Origin of the sequence: Mesorhizobium sp. AR02, assembly GCF_024746835.1 — a bacterium.
Taxonomy (GTDB): Bacteria; Pseudomonadota; Alphaproteobacteria; order Rhizobiales; family Rhizobiaceae; genus Mesorhizobium.
The window spans coordinates 5,640,024-5,661,858 of record NZ_CP080531.1; the positions used below are offsets into that span (position 1 = coordinate 5,640,024).

Consider the following 21,835-nt stretch of genomic DNA (forward strand, 5'->3'; position numbering starts at 1 on the left):
TTCCTCGCCCCACGAAGTGGGGAGAGGTGGCCCGGCGAAGCCGGGACGGAGAGGGGCCTTCGGGACGACTGGGAACTGCCCAAGGCTCCTGATCGCCTGCCTATCTGCTCGCGTCTCATTCTTCACCGGTTCTGACTTCGTAGAGGTCGTCCCCCTCTCCGTCCCGGCTTCGCCGGGCCACCTCTCCCCCGCTTCGCGGGGTGCGAGGAACCCAAGTCCTGTGAAGCCATCACGAATATCGGGACACCTCCATTTCCCTATTGCAGATAAAAAATATCCACGATAAAAGATATCCATGGATAGGAGATCGGTCCCATGAAGCTGGGCGAGGGCGTTGAAGCGGCGATCCATTGCGCGGCCACGCTGGCGAGCGTCGAGGGCAACAGCACCATGCCAGGTGCGGCCCTGGCAGAGGCGTTCGGCCTGTCGCCGAGCTATCTCCTGAAGCATCTCAACATGCTGACCGCCGCGCGCATCCTGGAATCGGTGCCGGGGCCGGCGGGTGGCTATAGGCTGGCGAGGCCGGCCGAACGCATCACGCTGCTCGACATCGTGCTGGCGGTCGAAGGGCGCGAGCCGGCATTTCGTTGCGGCGAGATCCGCCGCAACGGCCCGGTCAAGCTCGATGCATCCGCCTATGTCAAACCCTGCGGCATCAATGCCGCGATGCTGAAAGCCGAGCGCGCCTATCGGGCGGCGCTCGCCGAAACAAAGCTGTCCGACATCGTGGCGGATTACGCGGCAGAGGGCGATCCGAGATCCTTTGCCGCGAGCTGCGCCTTCGTGGCGCGCCACCAGCGGCCACAGAAACCCAGTTCAACCCCGCAAACCCCAAAGCAGATGTGAAAGGACATCAAGATGAAACAGAGGATGCAATTTTACGCCAAGGCGCCCGAGATCATGAAGGCGGTGTCGGCGCTCAACAAGGCGGTCGACGAATGCGGGCTCGAGGTCAGCCTGCTGCACCTGATCAAGCTCAGGGCTTCGCAGATCAATGGCTGTTCCTTCTGCGTCGAGATGCACAGCCGCGAGGCGCGGCGCGATGGTGAAACCGAGCAGCGGCTCTATCTCGTCGCGGCCTGGAAGGAATCGCCGCTGTTTTCCGCGCGTGAGCGCGCCGCCTTCGCCTGGACGGAAGCCGTGACGCTGATCGCCAACAATGGCGTGTCGGATGAGCTTTATGCGCGCACGCTGGAGCATTTCTCGGAAGAGGAACTGGTCAAGCTGTCCGTCGCGCTCGGCATGATCAACACCTGGAACCGGCTGTGCATTCCGTTCCACGCCATTCATCCGATGCCGGCCGCCAAGGCGGCCTGATTGTCCTGATGTGTTTGGGAGCGCCGTCGGGGAGGCGGCGCTCCAACTGTTTTCAAAGGGAGCGTTTGATGCCTGTCGATTTGCCTTCGAGTTTATTGTTTCTCGGCCGCCTGTTGCTTGGCGCCGCCTTCGTCTTCGCCGGCCTGCGCAACATCCAGAACGCGGCTTTCCTGACCGGGCTGATGGCCGCGCGCGGCGTGCCGCAGGCGCGGCTGGCGCTGTGGGCCGGCATCGTGCTGCAGGTTATTGCCGGCGCCCTGGTGATGGCCGGCCTGTGGACCGCGATCGCCTGTGCGGTGCTGGTGCTGTTCCTGATCGTCGCCACGCCGATGTTCCACAATTTCTGGGACCATCAGGGCCCAGACCGCGCCGCGCGCATCAACGGCTTCGTCGGCAATGTCGCGCTGAGCGGAGGGTTCCTGACGCTGATCGCGCAGTCGCTCTGAAGGGCGGAGTCACGCGGCAAATCGCAAGCCGCCATCGCAGGTCAGCACCTGGCCAGTCATGAAACCGTTGGAAACAAGGAAGGCTATCGCCGAGGCGACGTCCTCGGCGCGGCCGATCCTGCCCACAGGCGTCTTGCCGGCATATTCGGCAAAGACCGCCTGCCGCTGTTCGTCGGGCAAAAAATCCCACCACGGCGTGTCGATGACGCCGGGCGCCACGACGTTGACGCGCAGCGGCTTCAGCTCGACAGCCAGGATCGGTGTCACGGTCAGCAGCATACCGTTGACGGCACCGATGCCGGCGACGCCGGGCATGGTGACCTGAGCCGACACCGCCGATATGAAGGTGACCGATCCCGATCTGTTGAGCGTCGGCAATGCCGCCTGCAGGCAGGACAGTTGCGGCCGCACCTTCTCCTCGACGCCGCTGCCGATGTCGGCAAGGTCGAGCGTCGCGAAGGGGCCAAGGCCCTTGCCGCCGCTCGCCGCCAGAACGAGGTGGTCGAACGGGCCGAGGCGCTCGAAGAACTGACGGACCTCATCCGGCTTGGACGCATCGAACGCCACCTTGTCGGCAGCACCGCCAAGGCTCTTCCAGGCGCTGTTGAGCTTGTCCTGGTTGCGCCCGGTGATCGTCACCTTCATGCCGGGACCAATCAGCTTGCGCGCGGTCGCCAGGCCGATGCCGGACGAGCCGCCGATGATGACTGTGTGTTCGGTTCTGTCGGTCATGAGTGTTGTTCCTTCGATTTTGAGGAGGCCGGGCCGACAAGGTCGAGGCTCAGGCTTCGCAATTGCTGTCTTGCCCTGGCGTCGTAGGCCTGGGCGTCGGCGCGAGATTCGCGCAGGCCGTCGAAATAGAGGCCAGCGCGTCCTTCGAGCGCGGGTGAGGTGGCGAGATTGACGATGGCATCGGCGCCGGTCTCCACCGAACTCCATGGCGTCACGCCTGCCTGCCGGACCATGGTCGTGTCCATGTAGCTCGCCGGATGCAGCGCATTGACGGTGACCCCGGTGCCTTTCAACTGTTCCGCCAGATCGACGGTGAACAGGATCTGCGCCAGCTTGCTCTGGCAGTAGGCGCGCACGCCGCTATAGCCATGGGTCAGCATGACATCGCCGAAATCGATCGCCTGCTGGCCGGCCGAGGCGACATTGACGATGCGCGCCGGCACGCTGGCCTTCAGCAGCGGCAGAAGCTCCGCGGTCAGCAGGAAACCGGCGAGATAGTTGACCGCGAAGCGCAGTTCGTAGCCGTCGGCGCTGATCTGTCGTTTGGCGCCTGCCGTACCGATGCCGGCATTGTTGATGAGGATGTCGAGCCGGTTCGTCCTGGCGCGGACAGCTTCGGCGAGGCGGCGAACTTCGGCCAGCGAGGCGAGGTCGGCGGCGAAGAACTCGGCCTTGCCGCCAGCGGCTTCGATTTCGGCAACCGCTGCCTTGCCGCGCGCCGCATCGCGACCGTGCACCAGCACGCGGGCGCCGGCGGCACCCAGCCTTTGTGCCACGACGCGACCGACGCCGTCGGTCGAGCCGGTGATGAGGATTGTCTTGTCTTTCAGGTCCATGTCCAGAGCCTCCTGTATGTCGCTCTGGACGCAAGATGGGGCATCCGGCTGATCTCAAACAGTTCAAACTTTATCCTGGTATCAGTACTGCTATAATAGGCATCATGGATGCTCCCACTCACTCCGCTGAAGACAGCCGCCGGCGCGAGCTCGGCGCTTTCCTGCGTTCGCGCCGCGAAAGGCTGACACCCTCGGCAACCGGCATCGCGACCGGCCTCAGGCGCCGTACGCCGGGCCTGCGCCGCGAAGAGGTGGCGATGATCGCCGGCGTCGGCACCACCTGGTACACCTGGCTGGAACAGGGCAGGGACGTGCGCCCTTCCGTGGAGGTGCTGACAGCGCTGTGCGGGGCGCTGCGGCTCGACGCCGCCGAGAAGCGGCATCTTTTCACGCTTGCCGGCCGCCAGCAGCCGGAGCGCCGCCGAATCGCGGCAGGAAAGGTCGAAGGCCCCTTGCTGCATATGTTGCAAAGCCTTGTCCTGCAGCCCGCCTATGTCGTCGGCCCGCGCTGGGACGTGCTGGCATGGAATGCCGGCGCCGTTGCCATTTTCGGCGACTATGGCCAGCTGGAGGGTGACGCCCGCAACATCATTCACGGCGTGTTCACCGATCCGCACCGGCGGCATTTGCTGGTCGACTGGGAGCAGCTGGCGCGTGCAACCCTTGCCGCGTTCCGCGCCGAGAGCGCAAAGTATGTCGGCGATCCGGATTTCGAGCGGCTGATTGCATTGATGATGCGCTCCAGTCCCGAATTCCGGGAATGGTGGCCGCAACGTGATGTCGTGCACCGCCTGTCCGGCATGAAGCATCTGCGCCACCCGATCGCCGGCGCGATGGTTTTCGAGCATATGAGCCTGTCGATCGATGATGGCTCGGACATGAAGCTGATCGTCTACACGCCGCTCGCCGAGCAGAACTCGATCGCCAAGCTGCGGACGCTGCTGGACGCGCTGCCGGCGGAGCGGCGCAGCGCCTGAGATTGGCTGGCGGCAGCCCCTCAACGTCGTCATCCACGGGCGGAGCGGGAGCGAAGCGGACGCGGAGACCCGAGGATCCATGCCGGGACGTTTGCCGAAGAGTGCTACGGAGCAGAATTTGTACCGTTGCGGCGCGTTGAAGTCGCGGCATGGATTCTAGGGTCTGCGCCGCGTCGCTTCGCTCCTTGCTTCGCCCTAGAATGACGAAACCATTTACCCCTTCGGCTTCAGCCCATCCAGAAACAATTGCTCCAGGAATCTCGCCGCATCTTCGAAGCGGCCGTCGCCGCCACGGTTCGGTCCCAGCACGGCGCGGACCTGGACGTCGAAATCGGCATAATGCTGCGTCGTTGCCCAGATCGAGAAGATCAGGTGCCAGGGGTCGGTCCTGGCGATCTTGCCGGCGCGCATCCAGCCCTTGATGACGGCGGCTTTCTCGTCGACCAGCGTTTTCAGTTCGCCGGCCAGCAGCGGCATGATGCGCGGCGCGCCTTGCAGGATCTCGTTGGCGAACAGGCGGCTCTCGCGCGGGAAGTCGCGCGCCATTTCGAGCTTGCGCCTGATGTAGCTCCTGAGTTCGGTCATCGGATCGCCGATGTCGTCGAGCTCGCGCAACGGCGCCAGCCAGGTGTCGAGCAGGCGCTGCATCAATGTCTCGTGAATGTCCTCCTTGCGGCGGAAGTAATAGAGCAGGTTCGGCTTCGACATGCCGGCCGCTTCGGCGATCTGGTCGATGGTCGAGCCGCGAAAACCGTTGGTCGAGAACACCTCGAGCGCTGCCTCCAGGATGAGTTCGCGCTTTTCCTGCTGGATGCGTGTGCGGCGAGGGGCTTCCGTGCCGGTGTTCACCGTTGCGCACCCTCATGTTGGCGGTCATCTGGACCAATTCTCTGGACCAGTTTTTCCCTAGGCTGTGGAACGCACTTCAGGAGCCGCATTTCCGCTAGTAATCCCTTGACCGCCGACAGGGCGGTGCTAACGTTTGTCCAATCGGTCAAAAATTTGCGTAGCATGAAAACGGCGCAAAGACCAAGCGTTGGACGCACCGAAACAGGTTACAAGGGGAAGTCTTGGTCATGTCCAACCGGCTGAAAGTCACGCCGAACGATCTCAGCGCATTCTGGATGCCGTTCACGGCAAACCGGCAATTCAAGCAGGCGCCACGCATGTTCGTGTCCGCCAAGGACATGCACTACACGACCAGCGATGGCCGCAAGGTGCTCGACGGCACCGCCGGTCTGTGGTGCGTCAATGCCGGCCACTGCCGGCCGAAGATCACCGAGGCGATCCAGCATCAGGCCGCCGAACTCGACTACGCGCCGGCCTTCCAGATGGGCCATCCCATCGTGTTCGAACTGGCGAACCGCCTGGTCGACCTGGCGCCCAAGGGCATGGACCATGTCTTCTTCACCAATTCCGGTTCGGAATCGGTCGAGACCGCGCTGAAGATGGCGATCGCCTATCACCGGGTGAAGGGCGAGGGCTCGCGCACCCGCCTCATCGGCCGCGAGCGCGGCTATCACGGCGTCAATTTCGGCGGCATCTCGGTCGGCGGCATCGTCTCCAACCGCAAGATGTTCGGCACGCTGCTCGGCGGCGTCGACCACATGCCGCACACGCATCTGCCGGAGAAGAACGCCTTCTCCAAGGGCGTGCCGGAATATGGCGCCGAGCTTGCCAACGAGCTGGAGCGCATCGTTGCCCTGCATGACGCCTCGACCATCGCCGCCGTCATCGTCGAGCCGGTCGCCGGCTCCACCGGCGTCATCCTGCCGCCCAAGGGCTATCTGCAGAAGCTGCGCGAAATCTGCACCAAGCACGGCATCCTGCTGATCTTCGACGAGGTCATCACCGGTTTCGGCCGTCTCGGCGCGCCGTTCGCCGCCGACTATTTCGGCGTCACGCCCGACATCATGACCACCGCCAAGGGCGTCTCCAACGGCGTCATCCCGATGGGTGCGGTGTTCGTGAAGAAGGAAATCCACGACGCCTTCATGACCGGCCCGGAGCACATGATCGAGTTCTTCCACGGCTACACCTATTCGGGCAATCCGATTGCCTGTGCCGCCGCACTCGGCACGCTCGACACCTACAAGGAAGAGGGCCTGCTGACGCGTGGCGAGGAACTGGCGCCCTATTGGGAAGATGCGCTGCATTCGCTGAAGGGCGAGCCGCATGTCATCGATATCAGGAACATCGGCCTGATCGGCGCGATCGAACTGGCGCCGATCGCCGGCAGCCCGACCAAGCGGGCCTTCTCGGCCTTCGTCAAGGCGTTCGAGCGCGGCGCGCTGATCCGCACCACCGGCGACATCATCGCGCTGTCGCCGCCGCTGATCATCACCAAGGGCCAGATCAACGAACTGATCGACCATGTGCGTGAAGTGCTGCGGTCGATAGACTAATCTGTTTCCATCGGCCGGGCGGCGGGAACCCCCCCCCGGCCGATGTCATGAGTGAGAGGATGTTGAATGGCCGCACCCGGCGAGAATCTGCGAATCAATTCAGACCGTTTGTGGGATTCCATCATGGAGATGGCGAAGATCGGCCCCGGCATTGCCGGCGGCAACAATCGCCAGACCGTGACCGATGAGGACGGCGAGGGCCGGCATCTGTTCAAGCGCTGGTGCGAGGCAGCCGGGCTCGAAATGGGCGTGGACGAGATGGGCACCATGTTTGCCCGCCGCGAAGGCACCGATCCCAGCCTGCCGCCGGTCTATGTCGGCAGCCATCTCGATACGCAGCCGACCGGCGGCAAGTATGATGGCGTGCTCGGCGTGCTTGGCGGGCTGGAAGTCGTGCGCTCGCTGAACGATCTCGGCATCAAGACCAAGCATCCGATCGTTGTCACCAACTGGACCAACGAGGAAGGCTCGCGCTTTGCCCCGGCGATGATGGCGTCCGGCGTGTTCGCCGGCGTGCTCGACCAGGCCGATGTCTACGAACATACCGACAAGCAGGGCAAGAAATTCGGCGAAGAGCTGGAGCGCATCGGCTGGAGGGGCACCGAGAAGGTCGGCGACCGCAAGATCCACGCCTTCTTCGAACTGCATATCGAGCAGGGGCCGATCCTCGAGGACGAAGGCATCGACATCGGCGTCGTCACCCATGGCCAGGGCCTGAAATGGCTGCAGGTGACGCTGACCGGCAAGGAAGCCCATACCGGCTCGACGCCGATGCCCAAGCGCCGCAATGCAGGGCTCGGCATGGCGCGGGTGATCGAGCTGGTGCACGAGATCGCCATGGACTACCAGCCCGACGCCGTCGGTGCGGTCGGCCACATGGAGGTGTTTCCCAACTCGCGCAACATCATCGCCGGGCGCACCGTGTTCACCATCGACATCCGCTCGCCGGAAAAGGAAGTGCTGGACGCGATGGACGGCCGCATTCGCGAAGGCATCGACACGATCTGCGAGGCGCTCGACATCCAGTACAAGGTCGAACAGGTCGGCGCGTTCGACCCGGTGACCTTCGATGCCGGTTGCGTGAAGGCGATCCGCGATGCCGCCGACCGCCTCGGCTATACGCACCGCAACATCGTCTCGGGTGCTGGCCATGACGCCTGCTGGATCAACCGCGTGGCGCCGACCGCCATGGTGATGTGCCCTTGCGTTGACGGGTTGTCACACAACGAGGCTGAAGAGATCACCAAGGAATGGGCCTCGGCGGGCGCCGACGTGCTGTTCCACGCGGTGGTGGAGACGGCTGTCATCGTGGAGTGAGCTTAGAGATTTACCTTCCAAACGCCGCTCGTAAAGAAGCGCGAAGAGAACAAGGGAACAAGAAAATGACCAAAGTCATCAAGAACGGCACCGTCGTTACCGCCGACCGCACGTGGAAGGCCGATGTGCTGTCCAGCCACGGCAAGATCGTCGCCATCGGTTCGGACCTGCATGGCGACCACGAGTACGACGCCACCGGCTGCTATGTCATGCCGGGCGGCATCGACCCGCACACCCATCTCGAAATGCCGTTCATGGGCACCTATTCGGCTGACGATTTCGAATCCGGCACGCGCGCCGCGCTTGCCGGCGGCACCACGATGGTGGTCGATTTCTGCCTGCCGGCGCCGCAGCAATCGCTGCTCGAAGCTTTGCAGATGTGGGACAACAAGACCTCCAAGGCTGCCTGCGATTATTCCTTCCACATGGCCATCACCTGGTGGGGCAAGCAGGTGTTCGACGAGATGGCCACAGTCGTCGACAAGGGCATCACCTCGTTCAAACACTTCATGGCCTACAAGGGCGCGCTGATGGTGGATGACGACGAGATGTACGCGTCGTTCCAGCGCTGCGCCGACCTTGGCGCACTGCCGCTGGTGCATGCCGAAAATGGCGACGTGGTTGCGGCCCTGTCGCAGAAACTGCTCGCCGCGGGCAACAACGGCCCCGAAGGCCACGCCTATTCGCGTCCACCGGAAGTGGAAGGCGAGGCAACCAACCGCGCCATCATGATCGCCGACATGGCCGGTGTGCCGCTCTATGTCGTCCATGTCTCCTGCGAACAGGCACACGAGGCCATCCGCCGGGCACGGCAGAAGGGCATGCGCGTCTTCGGCGAGCCGCTGGTCCAGCATTTGACGCTCGATGAAAGCGAATATTTCAACAAGGACTGGGACCATGCGGCGCGCCGCGTGATGAGCCCGCCCTTCCGCAACAAACTGCATCAGGATTCGCTATGGGCCGGCCTGCAGGCCGGATCGCTGCAGGTTGTCGCGACCGACCATTGCGCCTTCACAACCAAGCAGAAACGCAACGGGATCGGCGACTTCACCAAGATCCCCAACGGCACCGGCGGGCTCGAAGACCGTATGCCGGTGCTGTGGACCACGGGCGTCAATACCGGGCGGCTGACGATGAACGAGTTCGTCGCGGTGACCTCGACCAACATCGCCAAGATCCTCAACATGTATCCGAAAAAGGGCGCCATCGTCGAAGGCGCCGACGCCGACATCGTCGTCTGGGATCCCAGCGCCAAGAAAACCATCACCTCGAAAAAGCAGCAGTCGGTCATCGACTACAATGTCTTCGAAGGCGTCGAGGTGACCGGCCTGCCGCGCTTCGTGTTTTCGCGTGGCGAACTGTCGATCGAGGAGGCCGAGGTGAAGGCCAAGCCCGGCCACGGCCAGTTCGTCGGCCGCGAGCCGAACGCGGCGGTCAACCGGGCGCTGTCGACGTGGAAAGACATCACCGCGCCGCGCAAGGTCGAACGGTCAGGCATTCCGGCGACCGGGGTCTGAGCTTGGCGCGTTCGGCCGCGCTCATCTCGGTGGTCCTGGCGGCAGTTGCCGGTGGTCCGGCAAGTGCGGCCAGCGTGCTGGCCGGCTCCTGGGGCAATGATGTCGGCTGTGCCGGCGTCAAGGCCGGATATCAGGACAGCAATGCCTATATCCTGCTGACGGCAGAAGGCATCGAGACCTATGGCAGCGGTTGCCGGTTCGAGCAGCAATTGACGACGGCGCTGGGTGCGCAATCGCTGCGTTCGACCTGTTCCGCCGAGGGCGAGGCGGGGACGACGATCGAAACAATTGTGGTCACCAACAAGGGAGAGGATGGTTTCTTCGTCACCATTCCCGGCCTTGAGGAACTGGGGCCGCTGCAATCATGTTCTTGACGTTTTGACCATCGGGATCTGGGGGATGAGCATGCGCGGTTTTGGTTTGTCTGTTGCGATGGTTCTTGTGCTGATGGCGGGGCAGGCTTCTGCGGCAGGCATCGATCTGTCGAAACCCTATGGCGACAAATATGGCTGCATCAACCGCAACGGCCAGGAAGTCGCCGCCGATCAGATGCTGCTTTTGACCGACAAGGAATTGATCACCGCCGCCAGCGCCTGCACGTTCACGAAAACGCAAGCGCAGGCTGACGGATCGCTCGTGGTGACGGCGACATGTGAGGCGGAAGGCGAAGAGGGACAGGAGCCGACCAATTTCACCATCAAGCGCAGTGCCAAGAACACCAAGAAGCTGACGATCGCCGATGCGGACGGCAATGTGATGGGGGAAGTCTCGCGGTGCAAATGACGACGATCCCGTCAGCGTCAGGCGACCAGCGCATCCAGTTCCGGCAGCAGGACGACGCTTTCCTGCTCGTTGGGATCGGTGCGGGCAATGACGGCCGAGGACGGGGCGTTGCTCAGATTGGCCGGCAGATGCGGCACGCCGGCCGGAATGTAGAAGAGGTCGCCGGCCTTGACGACGATGTGGTGCTCGAGCCGGTCACCGTACCAGGTATGGACCTCGCCGGAGAGCACATAGATCGCCGTTTCATGGTTCTCATGCAGATGCGCCTTGGCGCGGGCACCGGGCGGCATGGTGAGCACGTGCATGCAGATGCCGGAGGAGCCGACCGACTCCGTGGCGATGCCGGCGAAATAGGTCAATCCCTGCTTGCCTTCATAAGTGCTTTCAGGGCGGATAAGATGACAAGTGGGTTTGGGCGACATCGGGGAACTCCGGGCGTCGATCTGAGTGGGACAAGACCAATGGGACTGGGCGAGTGGAAAACAACATCGCGATAAAAGCAATCGGATTCCAGCCGGCGCCGCTGTGGCGGGAACAGGCAGGCAGCGGCCGATGACAGGGATTTCGCCAGCCGTCGTCGCGGCAAGCAAACTTGGCCTCACCTTCCAGACCAATGATGGGCCCGTCCAGGCGCTGTCCAATGTCGACCTGACGATCGGCAAGGGGGAGTTCGTCTCCTTCATCGGGCCGTCTGGCTGCGGCAAGACCACCTTGCTGCGCGTCATCGCCGATCTGGAGAAGCCGACCTCGGGGACGATCTCGGTCAACGACATGACGCCGGAACAGGCGCGCGAGAAGCGCGCCTATGGCTATGTCTTCCAGGCGGCTGCGCTGTTTCCCTGGCGCACGATCGAACGCAATGTCGCGCTGCCGCTGGAGATCATCGGCCTCTCCAAGGCCGAGCAGGCCGAGCGCATCAAGCGGACAATGGAGCTCGTCAACCTCTCCGGATTCGAGAAGAAGTACCCCTGGCAGCTGTCCGGCGGCATGCAGCAGCGCGCCTCGATCGCCCGCGCGCTGGCCTTCGACGCCGACCTGCTTTTGATGGACGAGCCGTTCGGGGCGCTGGACGAGATCGTGCGCGACCACCTCAACGAACAATTGCTGGAGCTGTGGGGGCGAACGAACAAGACCATCTGCTTCGTCACCCACTCCATTCCGGAAGCTGTGTACCTCTCGACGCGCATCGTCGTCATGTCGCCGCGGCCCGGCCGGGTCAGCGACATCATCGAATCGACACTGCCAAAGGAAAGGCCACTCGATATCCGTGAAACGCCGGAGTTTTTGGCGATCGCCGCGCGCGTGCGTGATGGGTTGCGGGCAGGGCACAGCTATGATGATTGAGCGGGGCGAGGATTGGGTTCCTCCTCTCCCCACCGGGGAGAGGGTGGCCGCGAAGCGGCCGGGTGAGGGGGCGGCGCCGACGCATCCAACCAAGAGGAAGGCCGGGGTCACGGAGCGCGCCCGAGAGCTGCGGCTTGACGAAACCAAGGCCGAATACCGGCTTTGGGGTGAGTTACGGGACCGTCACCTCAACGGCTATAAGTTCGTAAGGCAAGTGCCACTCGGGCCGTTCTTTGCAGACTTTCTCTGCCGCGAGAAGAGCTTGATCGTCGAAATCGATGGCAGCCAACATGCCGAGTCCCTGACTGATGAAAACAGAACAACTTGGCTAAACAGCCATGGTTATTCTGTCCTTCGCTTCTGGAATCACGAGGTTCTGGCGGAACGGCGGGCGGTTCTGGATACAATATTAGCGGTGCTTGAGGGGCAGATACACTCCCCCTCACCCGGCCTTCGCTTCGCTCCGGCCACCCTCTCCCCGGCGGGGAGAGGAGAAGGGGAGCGCTAGATGGACACCTTCCGCGACAAACTCATCCCTGTCACCTCGATCCTCGCCGGCGTGGTCGTGCTCTGGTACGTCATGGCCGTCATCCTCAACGCGCCGTTCCAGCGCGATCTCGACACCCGTGCCAACGAAACCTCCGGCACCGTCGAATTCATCGGCAAGACGCTGGCGCAGCCGAAGCCGACGCTGCCGGCGCCGCATCAGGTGGCGGTGAACTTCTTCGAGAACACCTTCCTGCGGCCCATCAATTCGAACCGCAGCCTCGTCTACAATGCCTGGGTGACGCTGTCGTCGACGCTGCTCGGCTTTGCCTTCGGCACAGCACTCGGCATCATCATTGCCGTCGGTATCGTGCATGTGGCGACGCTCGACCGCAGCCTGATGCCGTGGATCATCGCCTCGCAGACGATTCCGATCCTGGCGGTGGCGCCGATGATCATCGTCGTGCTGGCGGCGGTCGGCATTACCGGGCTGATCCCGAAGGCGATGATCTCGACCTATCTGTCGTTCTTCCCGGTCACCGTCGGCATGGTCAAGGGGCTGCGCTCGCCCGAGATCATGCATCTCGACCTGATGCACACCTACAATGCCAGCGCTTCGCAGACTTTCTGGAAACTGCGCGTGCCGGCCTCGGTGCCGTTCCTGTTCACCTCGATGAAGGTGGCGGTGGCGGCAAGCCTCGTCGGCGCCATTGTCGGCGAACTTCCGACCGGTGCGGTCGCTGGCATCGGCGCCAAGCTGCTCGCCGGCGCCTATTACAGCCAGTCCATCGACATCTGGTCGGCGCTGGTCGCCGGTTCGATCGTGGCGGCACTGCTGGTCATGGTGGTCGGCATTGCCGGCCGCCTGGTCGACCGTGCCATGGGCGGGAGGCCGGCATGAACTGGCTGAAACCCTCCTGGCAAGCGGTGCTGGCGGTCGTGTTGTGCCTGATCGCGGTGGCGCTCGGCGCGATCGCCGCGCCAAAAGTAGATCCGCTGGCCGAGCCAGCCGGAACGTTGATCCATCCCTATGCAACGACAAGCTGGCTGATCTTCGGCGTGCTGCTTCTCGCTGCTCTGATCTCCATGGCCAGAATACCGTCCATCGTCGAAGCTGTCGTGCTTTTCATCGGCGCGCATCTCGTCGCCTGGCTGCTGATCGGTGGCATCGCTGGCTTCGAAGGTCAGGCACGGGCCTCGTATTTCCTGCTGCTCGCGGCTGCCTGGCTGCTAGGTTGGCGCTGCGTGGCCGTTCTGTCCGGGCTTCGCCCGATGGCGAACTGGGCGCGGACGGCCTTTCGTCTGATCATTCCCACCATCTTCGGCGCCTGGATACTGATCATTTGGGAAGCGGTGACGCGGGGCGCCGGCATTCCCTTCATCCTGTTGCCGCCGCCGAGTGCGATTGGCGTGCGCATCGCCAACTCCCTGCCGGTGCTCGGCGCCGATGTCCGGCAGACCATCTTCAAGGCGGTGATCTTCGGCTATGTCGTCGGCAGCGGCGCCGGCTTCATCACCGCGGTCCTTGCCGACCGCGTGCCGTTCCTGCGGCGCGGGCTCTTGCCGATCGGCAACATGGTTTCGGCGCTGCCGATCATTGGCGTCGCGCCGATCATGGTGATGTGGTTCGGCTTCGACTGGCAGTCCAAGGCGGCTGTCGTCATCATCATGACCTTCTTCCCGATGCTGGTGAACACGGTCGCCGGGCTGGCCGCCTCGGGCCATATGGAGCGCGACCTGATGCGCACTTATGCGTCGGGCTACTGGCAGACGCTGCTGAAGCTCAGGCTGCCGGCAGCGGCGCCTTTCATCTTCAACGCGCTGAAGATCAACTCGACGCTGGCGCTGATCGGTGCCATCGTCGCCGAGTTCTTCGGCACGCCCGTCGTCGGCATGGGCTTCCGGATCTCGACCGAGGTCGGGCGGATGAACATCGACATGGTCTGGGCCGAAATCGCAGTTGCAGCACTTGCGGGTTCGGTCTTTTATGGCGTGGTCGCTCTTGTCGAAAGAGCCGTCACGTTTTGGCATCCCTCTGTCCGTGGTGGATAGGGGCGGTGGGTTAAGGGCACTAACTTCAGAGGGTAGAAAAATGAAAAGACTTGTTATTCCCGTTCTGGCCGGCGCGATGTCGCTGGCCGCTTTCCAGGCAATGGCCGCCGACAAGGTGACGTTGCAGCTGAAATGGGTCACGCAGGCCCAGTTTGCCGGCTACTATGTCGCCAAGGCGAAGGGTTTCTATGAAGCCGAGGGCCTCGACGTCGACATCAAGCCGGGCGGCCCGGACATCGCGCCCGAGCAGGTGATCGCCGGCGGCGGCGCCGACGTCATCGTCGACTGGATGGGCGGCGCGCTGGCCGCGCGCGAAAAGGGCGTGCCGCTGGTCAACATCGCCCAGCCGTTCAAGAAGGCCGGCATGGAACTGGTCTGCCCGAAGGATGGCCCGATCAAGACCGAAGCCGACTTCAAGGGCCACACGCTCGGCGTCTGGTTCTTCGGCAATGAATATCCGTTCTACGCCTGGATGAACAAGCTTGGTCTCAAGACCGACGGCGGCAAGGACGGCGTCACCGTGCTGAAGCAGAGTTTTGACGTGCAGCCGCTGATCCAGAAGCAGGCGGATTGCATCTCGGTCATGACCTATAACGAGTACTGGCAGCTGATCGACGCCGGCTACAAGCCGGAACAGCTGACCGTGTTCAACTACTCGGCAATGGGCAACGACCTGCTCGAGGACGGGCTTTATGCGTCTGAAGACAAGCTCAAGGATCCGGCCTTCGCCGACAAGATGGTGCGTTTCGTGCGCGCCTCGATGAAGGGCTGGAAATACGCCGTCGACAACAATGACGAAGCTGCCGGCATCGTCATGGACGGTGGCGGCCAGGACGAGAACCACCAGAAGCGGATGATGAGCGAAGTCGCCAAGCTGATCGACAATGCCGACGGCAAGCTCGATCCGGCGACCTATGAGCGCACCGCCAAGGCGCTGCTCGACCAGAAGATCATCACCAAGGAGCCGAAAGGGGCCTACACCACCGCGATCACCGACAAGGCGATCAAGTAAGCCCAGTCAGCAACTTTCGATTTCGAACGCGGCGCCTCTGGCCAAATGTCAGAGGCGCCGTTCCTTTATGGTGTTCATGACGAAACTGGTCTCGATCGAGGCGACGCATTTCAGCCGCGCGATCTTCTCCTTGATGAAGCGCTCATACTGTTCGAGGTTGCCCGTCACCACCTTCAGCACATAGTCGCGTGAACCGGTGACGAGGTGGCATTCCAGCACCTCTTCCCAGCCGCGGATCGCGTCCTCGAACATGACGATCTCATCCTCGTTCTGGCGGCTGAGGCGGATGGTGGCGATGGCGACCATGCTCCAGCCGAAGGCGGCGGGATCGACCAACGCGGTGTAACCTCTGATGACGCCAGTCTCCTCCAGCCGCCGTACCCGCCTGAGGCAGGGCGACGGCGACAGGCCGATGCGCTCGGCAAGCTCATTGTTGGTGATGCGGGCGTCCGCCCGCAGTTCGCGCAGAATCCTGAGGTCGAAATCATCGGCTATCTTCTGCTGCATTCTTTATCGCTCCAGGCAATTTCTTGCTGACAAGCAGCCATGCAGGGTCGAAAATAGCAAGGACTGGCTGATCGGGATCGCATAAATTGCGGCGCGATATCCCTCGAACGCAGGAAAAGCCATGACCGCGCCACGCCCTTCGAAAACCCATATCGGCAACCACAAGCTCCATCCGGAGACGCTGATGCTGAGCTATGGCTTCGATCCGCAGCTGTCGGAAGGCGCCGTCAAGCCGCCGGTGTTCCTGACCTCGACCTTCGTGTTCAAGTCGGCGGAGGAGGGGCGTGATTTCTTCGATTACACGTCCGGCCGCAAGGAACCGCCGAGCGGCACGGCGTCCGGCCTCGTCTATTCGCGCTTCAACCATCCCAACAGCGAAATCGTCGAGGACCGGCTGGCGATCTATGAGGGGACGGACGCCTGCATCCTGTTTTCATCGGGCATGTCGGCGATCGCCACGACACTGCTCGCCTATGCTCGCCCGGGCGATGTCATCCTGCACTCGCAGCCGCTCTACGGCGGCACCGAGACGCTGCTGACACGCACGCTTTCCGGCTTCGGCATCGGCGCTGTCGGCTTCGCCGACGGTGTCGACGAGAAGGCGGTGCGGGCGGCGGCCGATGCCGCGGTGGCGAAGGGGCGCGTTTCGGTCATCCTGATCGAGACGCCGTCGAACCCGACCAACAGCCTGGTCGATATCGCGCTGATGCGGACAATCGCCGACGAGATCGGCGTCAGGCAAGGATCTGCGCCGATCATCGTCTGCGACAACACGCTGCTCGGTCCGGTGTTCCAGCGGCCGATCGAGCACGGCGCCGATGTCTCGGTCTATTCGTTGACCAAATATGTCGGTGGCCATTCCGACCTGATCGCGGGCGCGGCGATGGGCAGCAAGGCGGTCACCAAGCCGATCAAGGCGCTGCGCGGCGCGATCGGCACACAGCTCGACCCGCATTCCTGCTGGATGCTCGGACGCTCACTGGAGACGCTGTCGATCCGTATGGAGCGGGCCAACGACAATGCGCGTCTGGTTGCCGAATTCCTGCGTGATCATGCCAAGGTCGAGAAGGTGCATTATCTGCCGTTCCTGGACGAGGAGACGCCAGCGGGTCGCGCCTATCTCAGGCAATGCAGCGGCGCCGGTTCGACCTTCTCCTTCGACATCAGGGGCGGAGAGAAGGCGGCTTTCGCCTTTCTCAACGCCTTGCAGATCTTCAAGCTGGCGGTAAGCCTCGGCGGCACGGAGTCGCTCGCCAGCCATCCGGCGGCCATGACCCATTCCGGCATTCCCTTCGACGTGCGCCAGCGCATCGGCGTGCTGGAGACCACGGTCAGGCTGTCGATCGGTGTCGAACATCCGGACGATCTGATCGCCGACCTGACCCAGGCGCTGGCGGCGGTCTGACGGCTCTCTTCTGGAAGCTGGAAGGGGCGGGCGATCGCCCCTTTTTGTTTTCCCGGTCACAAAAACGTGTGCGGGGAAACATTGCGCCGCCCAGCCGTTGCGTTGGAGCATGCGCGCGTCGGGGGACCGTGACCCATGCGACAGCCAATCGGAGGTTCTTTATGCGCACTCATTCTTTCCTGCCGGTATTTTCGGCGCTGGCCATTTCGACCGCTTTCCTGCTCGCATCCCCGGCCATGGCCGAGGTGGTGAAGTACAAGGCGACGCTCGATGGCAGCCAGCAGAGCCCGCCCGTCACCACCAAGGGCAAAGGCACCGCCACGTTCACCTTCGACACCACCAAGAAGAAGCTCAGCTGGGACGTCAAATATTCCGGCCTCAGTGGACCGGCGACGGCAGCGCATATCCACGGCCCGGCTGCGATGGGGGCGAACGCCGGCCCCGTCATCCCGTTCAAAGGCAAGCTCAAGAGCCCCATCAAGGGGTCGGCAACGCTGACGGACGCCCAGGCCGCCGACCTGGCAGCTGGCAACTATTATGTCAACGTCCACACCGCCGCCAACAAGGATGGCGAGATCCGCGGCCAGATCGAAGCGGCGAAGTAGCGCAAACCGCGTCGACAAAAGGGGCGGGCGACCGCCCCCTTTTGGGTTGGATCAAGCCTTGTCGCGGATCTGCGTCATCGTACGGGTCGGCGTGATCGCTTCGGGATCAAGCCTGATTTCGACAATGGCCGGCTTGCCGCTGGCCCGCGCTCGCTCGAAGGCCGGCGCGAAGTCGGCCGTCTTTTCGACCATCTCGCCGTGGCCGCCATAGGCGCGGGCCAAAGCCGCGAAGTCGGGGTTCTTGAGATCTGTGGCGACGACACGGCCGGGATATTCGCGCTCCTGGTGCATGCGGATGGTGCCGTAAATGCCGTTGTTGACGACGATGACGATGATCGGCAGGTCATACTGCACGGCGGTGGCGAACTCCTGGCCGTTCATCAGGAAGCAGCCGTCGCCGGCAAAGGCGACCACGGTGCGATCCGGATAAAGCGCCTTGGCGGCAACGGCCGCCGGCGTACCGTAGCCCATCGAGCCGGACGTGGGCGCCGCTTGCGTGCCGAAGCGACGAGAGCGGTAGAAGCGATGCACCCAAGTGGCATAGTTGCCGGCGCCGTTGGTGAGGATGGCATCTTCCGGCAGAGCCTTTCCCAGATACTCCAGGATCGGACCCATATGGACCGCGCCTGGGCCGGTCTTGGGCGGTGTCGACCATTCCAGATAGGCGGCATGCGCCTTTTCCGTCTCGGCCGCCCATACAGGCTTGGCTGCCGGCTTGCGCTTGGCGAAAGCCTCGACGAAAGCGGCGGGCGAGGCGTTGATCGCCAGCGTTGGCCGGTAGACGCGGCCGAGCTCGCCGGCATCGGCGTGGACATGCACCAGTGCCTGGTCGGGGTAGGGGCTTTTCAGCAGCGTGTAGTCCGAGGAAGGCATCTCGCCCATGCGGCCGCCGATCAACAGCACGACGTCGGCCGCCTTGATCTGCGCCGCCAGCTTCGGATTGATGCCGATGCCGACGTCGCCGGCGTAGTTCGCATGAAGATGGTCGAACAGCATCTGGCGGCGGAAAGAGCAGCCGACGGGGAGCGACCATGTCTCTGATATGGCGCGCATGTGCGCCACAGCTTCCTCATTCCAGCGTGTGCCGCCGAGGATGACGAACGGTCGCTTGGCGCCGTTAAGCAGCCTTTCCAGCGCATCGAGCTCGGCCGCGCCGGGATACGTCTCGACCGGCGTGTAGGGGAGCGCTTCCGGCGCCTCGACTTCGCTGGTCAGCATGTCTTCGGGAAGGGAGATGACGACCGGGCCGGGGCGGCCCGATGTCGCCACGGCGAAAGCGCGGGTAACGAATTCGGGGATACGCGCGGCGTCGTCGATCTCGACTACCCATTTGGCGATGTCGCCGAAGAACCTCTTGTAGTCCACCTCCTGGAACGCCTCGCGCTCCTTGGCGTGGCTGGCGACCTGGCCGATGAACAGGATGAGCGGAACCGAATCCTGCATGGCGATGTGGATGCCGGCCGACGCGTTGGTGGCGCCGGGGCCGCGGGTGACGAAGCAGATGCCGGGCTGGCCGGTCAGCCGACCCTGGCAGTCCGCCATCATGGCCGCACCGCCTTCCTGGCGGCAGACGATGGTGCGGATCGGCGAGTCATGCAGCGCATCGAGCACCGCCAGATAGGATTCGCCCGGCACGCAGAAGATGCGGTCGGTGCCGTTCGCTTCCAGCGCTTCGACGATCAGTTGTCCACCGGTCTTCATTTCGCTGATCTCTCCAGTTCGGCAAGGATTTCTTCGGTGTGCTCGCCCAGGCGCGGCGAGGGGCGTTCATAGACGAGCGGCGTGCCCGACATCACCATCGGCGCGCGTACGGACGGCAGTAGATTGCCATGACCGTCGTCGAGGTCGAGCCGCATGCCGCGCGCGATGGTCTGCGGGTCGGCGAACATCTGGCCGATCGTGTTGATCGGGCTCGCCGGCACGCTTGCCGCTTCCAGCTTTGCCAACAGCGGGTCGCGATCAAAGATCTTCAGCGCCTCGATCATGTGCTCGCGCAGCTTCACCCGGTTGGCGACCCGGGCCGGGTTGGTGGCGAAGTCGGGATTGGCCGACAGTTCGTCCAACCCAACGGCAGCGCAGAATTTGGCGAACTGGCCGTCATTGCCGACCGCCAGGATGATGTGGCCGTCCCGAACCGGCACCACTTCGTAAGGGGCTATGTTCATATGCGCATTGCCCATCTGCACCGGCGACTTGCCGGAGACGAGATAGTTGAGATTCTGGTTGCCGAGCGCCGAGATCTGCGTGTCGAACAGCGCCATGTCGATGTGCTGGCCGTCGCCGGTCTGGTCTGCATGCCGCAACGCGGCCTGGATGGCGATGACGGAATAGAGGCCGGTGAAGATGTCGGAGATGGCGACGCCGGCCTTTTGCGGCTCGCGGCCGACCTCACCGGTGATCGACATCATGCCGGCCATGGCCTGGATGATGAAGTCGTAGCCGGCGCGCGGCGCGTAGGGTCCATCCTGGCCGAAGCCGGTGATCGAGCAATAGACGAGGCGGGGGTTGATCTTGCGCAGGCTGTCATAATCGAGCCCGTACTTCCTCAGGCCGCCGAGCTTGAAGTTCTCGATCAGCACATCCGACGTGGCGACCAGCCGGCGGATGGTTTCCGCACCCTCAGGCGTCGAAAAATCGACTGATATGGAGCGCTTGCCGCGGTTGCAGGAATGGTAGTAGGCGGCCGACAGGTTCTCGCCATCCTTGCCCATGACGAAGGGCGGGCCCCATTTGCGGGTGTCGTCGCCGCCATCGGGGCTTTCGACCTTGATGACATCGGCGCCGAGATCGGCAAGCAATTGCCCAGCCCAGGGCCCGGCGAGGATGCGGGCGAGTTCGACGACGCGGACGCCTTTCAGGGGTGGTTCGGCCATAAATCACCATGATTGCTGCAATCACCGTGATTGCTGCGAAAGCAGAGCCTCTATCAAGCCCGGCATCGGCTGTCACGACCCTTGCGATGGGCCAACGGGTCGGTTCGAAATAGCTATTTCAGCACGCCGTCCGCCCAAGCGGCGAAATCGTCCATGATGATGTCGCGGTTCACCTCGTTCAGGCTTTCATGGCGGGTGTCGGCGTAAACCTTTGAAACCAGATTCGAAAAGCCCATCCTGCGCATGCGATTGGCGAGATGGGTGATGCCCTTGCCGTAGTCCGAGGCAGGGTCCTTTTCACCGCCGACAATCGCGACGGGAAGGCCGCGCCGGATGCCGGCAAAACCGGCGTCCTTGCCGCCATTCAGCGCCATCGAGACCACGTCCTGCCACATCGAGACAGAAGCATCCCAGCCGCACAGCGGATCGGCGATGTATTTCGCCACCTCCGCTTCATCGCGCGACAGCCAGTCGAACAGCGTGCGGTGGTTGGGCACCGCCTTGCCCCAGGCCTGGAAGGTGAGTTTCGGCAGCAGGCGTGACGGGATATCGGAACCAAGCCGCATCCGTTCCCAGGCAAGAATGCCGAGCGCCACCTGCCCAAGCCGACCTTGCGAAAAATTGCCGTTCCAGATCGCGGCGGCATGGACGCGTGGCGAGTGGCCCAGGAGGTAGTTCAACGCCACCGACGCGCCCATCGAATGACCGAAGAGGATCACCGGTAGGTTTGGCTGTTCGCTGGCGATGAGATCATGGATGGCGTCGACATCGGCGATCACCTTGGCCGGGCCATCCCTGTCGGCGAATTTGCCGAGCGGTGCATCGGCGGCCCTGGTCGCGCCGTGACCGCGATGGTCATGGACATAGATGTGGAAGCCGCGAGGCCCGAGGAAATCGGCGAAGCGGGCATAGCGCGCGGCGTGCTCGGCCAGGCCATGATTGATCTGGACGACGGCGCGTGGCTTGCCTTCAGCCTGCCTGACGAAAAGGTTGAGGTCGGCACCGGTCGGTGAGCGGACCATGCGTTGTTGATTAAAGGGCATGGCCGCCTGGTCTCTCCCTCATTTTATCGTTGTTGGCTTTGTTTGCGCCGGTGCCGGTTTGGCGTCAATCCACACCAACTGCTTTTGCGCGACGATGTTTCTTGCGTTTGACCAGCAAAATATCGCAATTCTGACATGGAGACAGAGACAGTCTGTCGGCCACTTTCTTCAACCGGGG

The 21,835-nt window shown here is 63.3% G+C and carries 24 protein-coding genes; 16 read left to right on the forward strand and 8 right to left on the reverse strand.

Features of this window, described 5'->3' with window-relative positions; all coding sequences use genetic code 11:
• Positions 1-315 precede the first annotated feature (315 nt).
• The 3 genes from DBIPINDM_RS31465 to DBIPINDM_RS31475 all read left to right on the forward strand — a co-directional run bounded on the left by DBIPINDM_RS31465 (position 316) and on the right by DBIPINDM_RS31475 (position 1,763).
• The gene (locus tag DBIPINDM_RS31465; RefSeq protein WP_258582856.1) at positions 316-846 is read left to right on the forward strand and encodes an RrF2 family transcriptional regulator; all 531 of its coding nucleotides are present in this window, start codon (positions 316-318) and stop codon (positions 844-846) included.
• A gap of 12 nt (positions 847-858) precedes the next feature.
• Positions 859-1,317, forward strand: a complete 459-nt coding sequence (locus DBIPINDM_RS31470) for a carboxymuconolactone decarboxylase family protein (protein ID WP_258582857.1) — start codon at positions 859-861, stop codon at positions 1,315-1,317.
• A 68-nt stretch (positions 1,318-1,385) separates the two neighbouring features.
• Positions 1,386-1,763, forward strand: a complete 378-nt coding sequence (locus DBIPINDM_RS31475; protein ID WP_258582858.1) for a DoxX family protein — start codon at positions 1,386-1,388, stop codon at positions 1,761-1,763.
• A gap of 9 nt (positions 1,764-1,772) precedes the next feature.
• Here DBIPINDM_RS31475 and DBIPINDM_RS31480 read toward each other — a convergent pair whose 3' ends face one another.
• A complete protein-coding gene (locus DBIPINDM_RS31480; RefSeq protein ID WP_258582859.1) occupies positions 1,773-2,495 on the reverse strand; it encodes an SDR family oxidoreductase in 723 nt (240 codons plus the stop codon).
• Positions 2,492-3,331 (reverse strand): SDR family oxidoreductase, encoded by an 840-nt coding sequence (locus tag DBIPINDM_RS31485; protein ID WP_258582860.1) that lies wholly within the window; start codon positions 3,329-3,331, stop codon positions 2,492-2,494. Before DBIPINDM_RS31485 ends, DBIPINDM_RS31480 begins: the two co-directional genes overlap by 4 nt.
• 104 nt (positions 3,332-3,435) lie before the next feature.
• Between DBIPINDM_RS31485 and DBIPINDM_RS31490 the strand changes: the two genes are divergently transcribed.
• Positions 3,436-4,308, forward strand: a complete 873-nt coding sequence (locus DBIPINDM_RS31490) for a helix-turn-helix transcriptional regulator (RefSeq protein WP_258582861.1) — start codon at positions 3,436-3,438, stop codon at positions 4,306-4,308.
• A gap of 213 nt (positions 4,309-4,521) precedes the next feature.
• Here the strand turns inward: DBIPINDM_RS31490 and DBIPINDM_RS31495 are convergent, their stop codons facing one another.
• Positions 4,522-5,157 carry a TetR family transcriptional regulator C-terminal domain-containing protein gene (locus tag DBIPINDM_RS31495; RefSeq protein ID WP_027051045.1) on the reverse strand — a complete coding sequence of 212 codons (636 nt, stop codon included), beginning with the start codon at positions 5,155-5,157 and terminating at the stop codon, positions 4,522-4,524.
• 227 nt (positions 5,158-5,384) lie between these two features.
• On the opposite strand from DBIPINDM_RS31495, the gene DBIPINDM_RS31500 reads away from it, so the two are divergent.
• From DBIPINDM_RS31500 to DBIPINDM_RS31520, 5 genes are all read left to right on the forward strand, one after another.
• Positions 5,385-6,713, forward strand: a complete 1,329-nt coding sequence (locus DBIPINDM_RS31500) for an aspartate aminotransferase family protein (protein WP_258582862.1) — start codon at positions 5,385-5,387, stop codon at positions 6,711-6,713.
• 66 nt (positions 6,714-6,779) lie between these two features.
• Positions 6,780-8,030, forward strand: a complete 1,251-nt coding sequence (locus DBIPINDM_RS31505) for a Zn-dependent hydrolase (RefSeq protein ID WP_258582863.1) — start codon at positions 6,780-6,782, stop codon at positions 8,028-8,030.
• A 65-nt stretch (positions 8,031-8,095) separates the two neighbouring features.
• Positions 8,096-9,547 (forward strand): dihydropyrimidinase, encoded by a 1,452-nt coding sequence (hydA, locus tag DBIPINDM_RS31510; protein WP_258582864.1) that lies wholly within the window; start codon positions 8,096-8,098, stop codon positions 9,545-9,547.
• 2 nt (positions 9,548-9,549) lie between these two features.
• Positions 9,550-9,921, forward strand: a complete 372-nt coding sequence (locus tag DBIPINDM_RS31515) for a hypothetical protein (RefSeq protein WP_258582865.1) — start codon at positions 9,550-9,552, stop codon at positions 9,919-9,921.
• Between the two features lie 31 nt (positions 9,922-9,952).
• A complete protein-coding gene (locus DBIPINDM_RS31520) occupies positions 9,953-10,330 on the forward strand; it encodes a hypothetical protein (RefSeq protein ID WP_258582866.1) in 378 nt (125 codons plus the stop codon).
• Positions 10,331-10,347: 17 nt separating this feature from the next.
• On the opposite strand, the gene DBIPINDM_RS31525 is transcribed toward DBIPINDM_RS31520, so the two are convergent.
• Positions 10,348-10,752: a cupin domain-containing protein gene (locus DBIPINDM_RS31525; protein WP_015317160.1), complete on the reverse strand. Its 405-nt coding sequence runs from the start codon at positions 10,750-10,752 to the stop codon at positions 10,348-10,350.
• 130 nt (positions 10,753-10,882) lie between these two features.
• On the opposite strand from DBIPINDM_RS31525, the gene DBIPINDM_RS31530 reads away from it, so the two are divergent.
• From DBIPINDM_RS31530 to DBIPINDM_RS31550, 5 genes are read left to right on the forward strand one after another with little or no spacing between them, the layout of a single operon-like run.
• The gene (locus DBIPINDM_RS31530) at positions 10,883-11,674 is read left to right on the forward strand and encodes an ABC transporter ATP-binding protein (RefSeq protein ID WP_258582867.1); all 792 of its coding nucleotides are present in this window, start codon (positions 10,883-10,885) and stop codon (positions 11,672-11,674) included.
• Positions 11,667-12,182: an endonuclease domain-containing protein gene (locus DBIPINDM_RS31535; RefSeq protein WP_258589392.1), complete on the forward strand. Its 516-nt coding sequence runs from the start codon at positions 11,667-11,669 to the stop codon at positions 12,180-12,182. The genes DBIPINDM_RS31530 and DBIPINDM_RS31535 overlap by 8 nt, the downstream gene beginning before the upstream one ends.
• Positions 12,183-13,061, forward strand: a complete 879-nt coding sequence (locus DBIPINDM_RS31540; RefSeq protein ID WP_258582868.1) for an ABC transporter permease — start codon at positions 12,183-12,185, stop codon at positions 13,059-13,061.
• Complete coding sequence (locus DBIPINDM_RS31545) at positions 13,058-14,212, forward strand: ABC transporter permease (RefSeq protein WP_258582869.1); 1,155 nt, start codon at positions 13,058-13,060, stop codon at positions 14,210-14,212. The genes DBIPINDM_RS31540 and DBIPINDM_RS31545 overlap by 4 nt, the downstream gene beginning before the upstream one ends.
• Positions 14,213-14,252: 40 nt before the next feature.
• Positions 14,253-15,224: an ABC transporter substrate-binding protein gene (locus DBIPINDM_RS31550; RefSeq protein WP_019859152.1), complete on the forward strand. Its 972-nt coding sequence runs from the start codon at positions 14,253-14,255 to the stop codon at positions 15,222-15,224.
• 48 nt (positions 15,225-15,272) lie between these two features.
• On the opposite strand, the gene DBIPINDM_RS31555 is transcribed toward DBIPINDM_RS31550, so the two are convergent.
• Positions 15,273-15,731: an Lrp/AsnC family transcriptional regulator gene (locus DBIPINDM_RS31555; protein ID WP_258582870.1), complete on the reverse strand. Its 459-nt coding sequence runs from the start codon at positions 15,729-15,731 to the stop codon at positions 15,273-15,275.
• A 121-nt stretch (positions 15,732-15,852) separates the two neighbouring features.
• Here DBIPINDM_RS31555 and DBIPINDM_RS31560 point away from each other — a divergent pair, with 121 nt between their 5' ends.
• Both DBIPINDM_RS31560 and DBIPINDM_RS31565 read left to right on the forward strand, forming a co-directional pair.
• Positions 15,853-17,136: a cystathionine gamma-synthase family protein gene (locus DBIPINDM_RS31560; protein WP_258582871.1), complete on the forward strand. Its 1,284-nt coding sequence runs from the start codon at positions 15,853-15,855 to the stop codon at positions 17,134-17,136.
• Positions 17,137-17,297: 161 nt separating this feature from the next.
• Positions 17,298-17,741, forward strand: coding sequence for a CHRD domain-containing protein (locus DBIPINDM_RS31565; RefSeq protein WP_258582872.1), 444 nt, complete (start codon positions 17,298-17,300; stop codon positions 17,739-17,741).
• Between the two features lie 51 nt (positions 17,742-17,792).
• On the opposite strand, the gene DBIPINDM_RS31570 is transcribed toward DBIPINDM_RS31565, so the two are convergent.
• From DBIPINDM_RS31570 to DBIPINDM_RS31580, 3 genes are all read right to left on the reverse strand, one after another.
• A complete protein-coding gene (locus DBIPINDM_RS31570) occupies positions 17,793-19,442 on the reverse strand; it encodes a thiamine pyrophosphate-binding protein (protein WP_258582873.1) in 1,650 nt (549 codons plus the stop codon).
• On the reverse strand, positions 19,439-20,614 hold the full coding sequence (locus tag DBIPINDM_RS31575) for a CaiB/BaiF CoA transferase family protein (protein ID WP_258582874.1): 1,176 nt from the start codon (positions 20,612-20,614) through the stop codon (positions 19,439-19,441). Before DBIPINDM_RS31575 ends, DBIPINDM_RS31570 begins: the two co-directional genes overlap by 4 nt.
• A gap of 113 nt (positions 20,615-20,727) precedes the next feature.
• Entirely contained in the window at positions 20,728-21,657 is a 930-nt protein-coding gene (locus DBIPINDM_RS31580; protein WP_258582875.1) for an alpha/beta fold hydrolase, read from the reverse strand.
• Between the last annotated feature and the right edge of the window lie 178 nt (positions 21,658-21,835).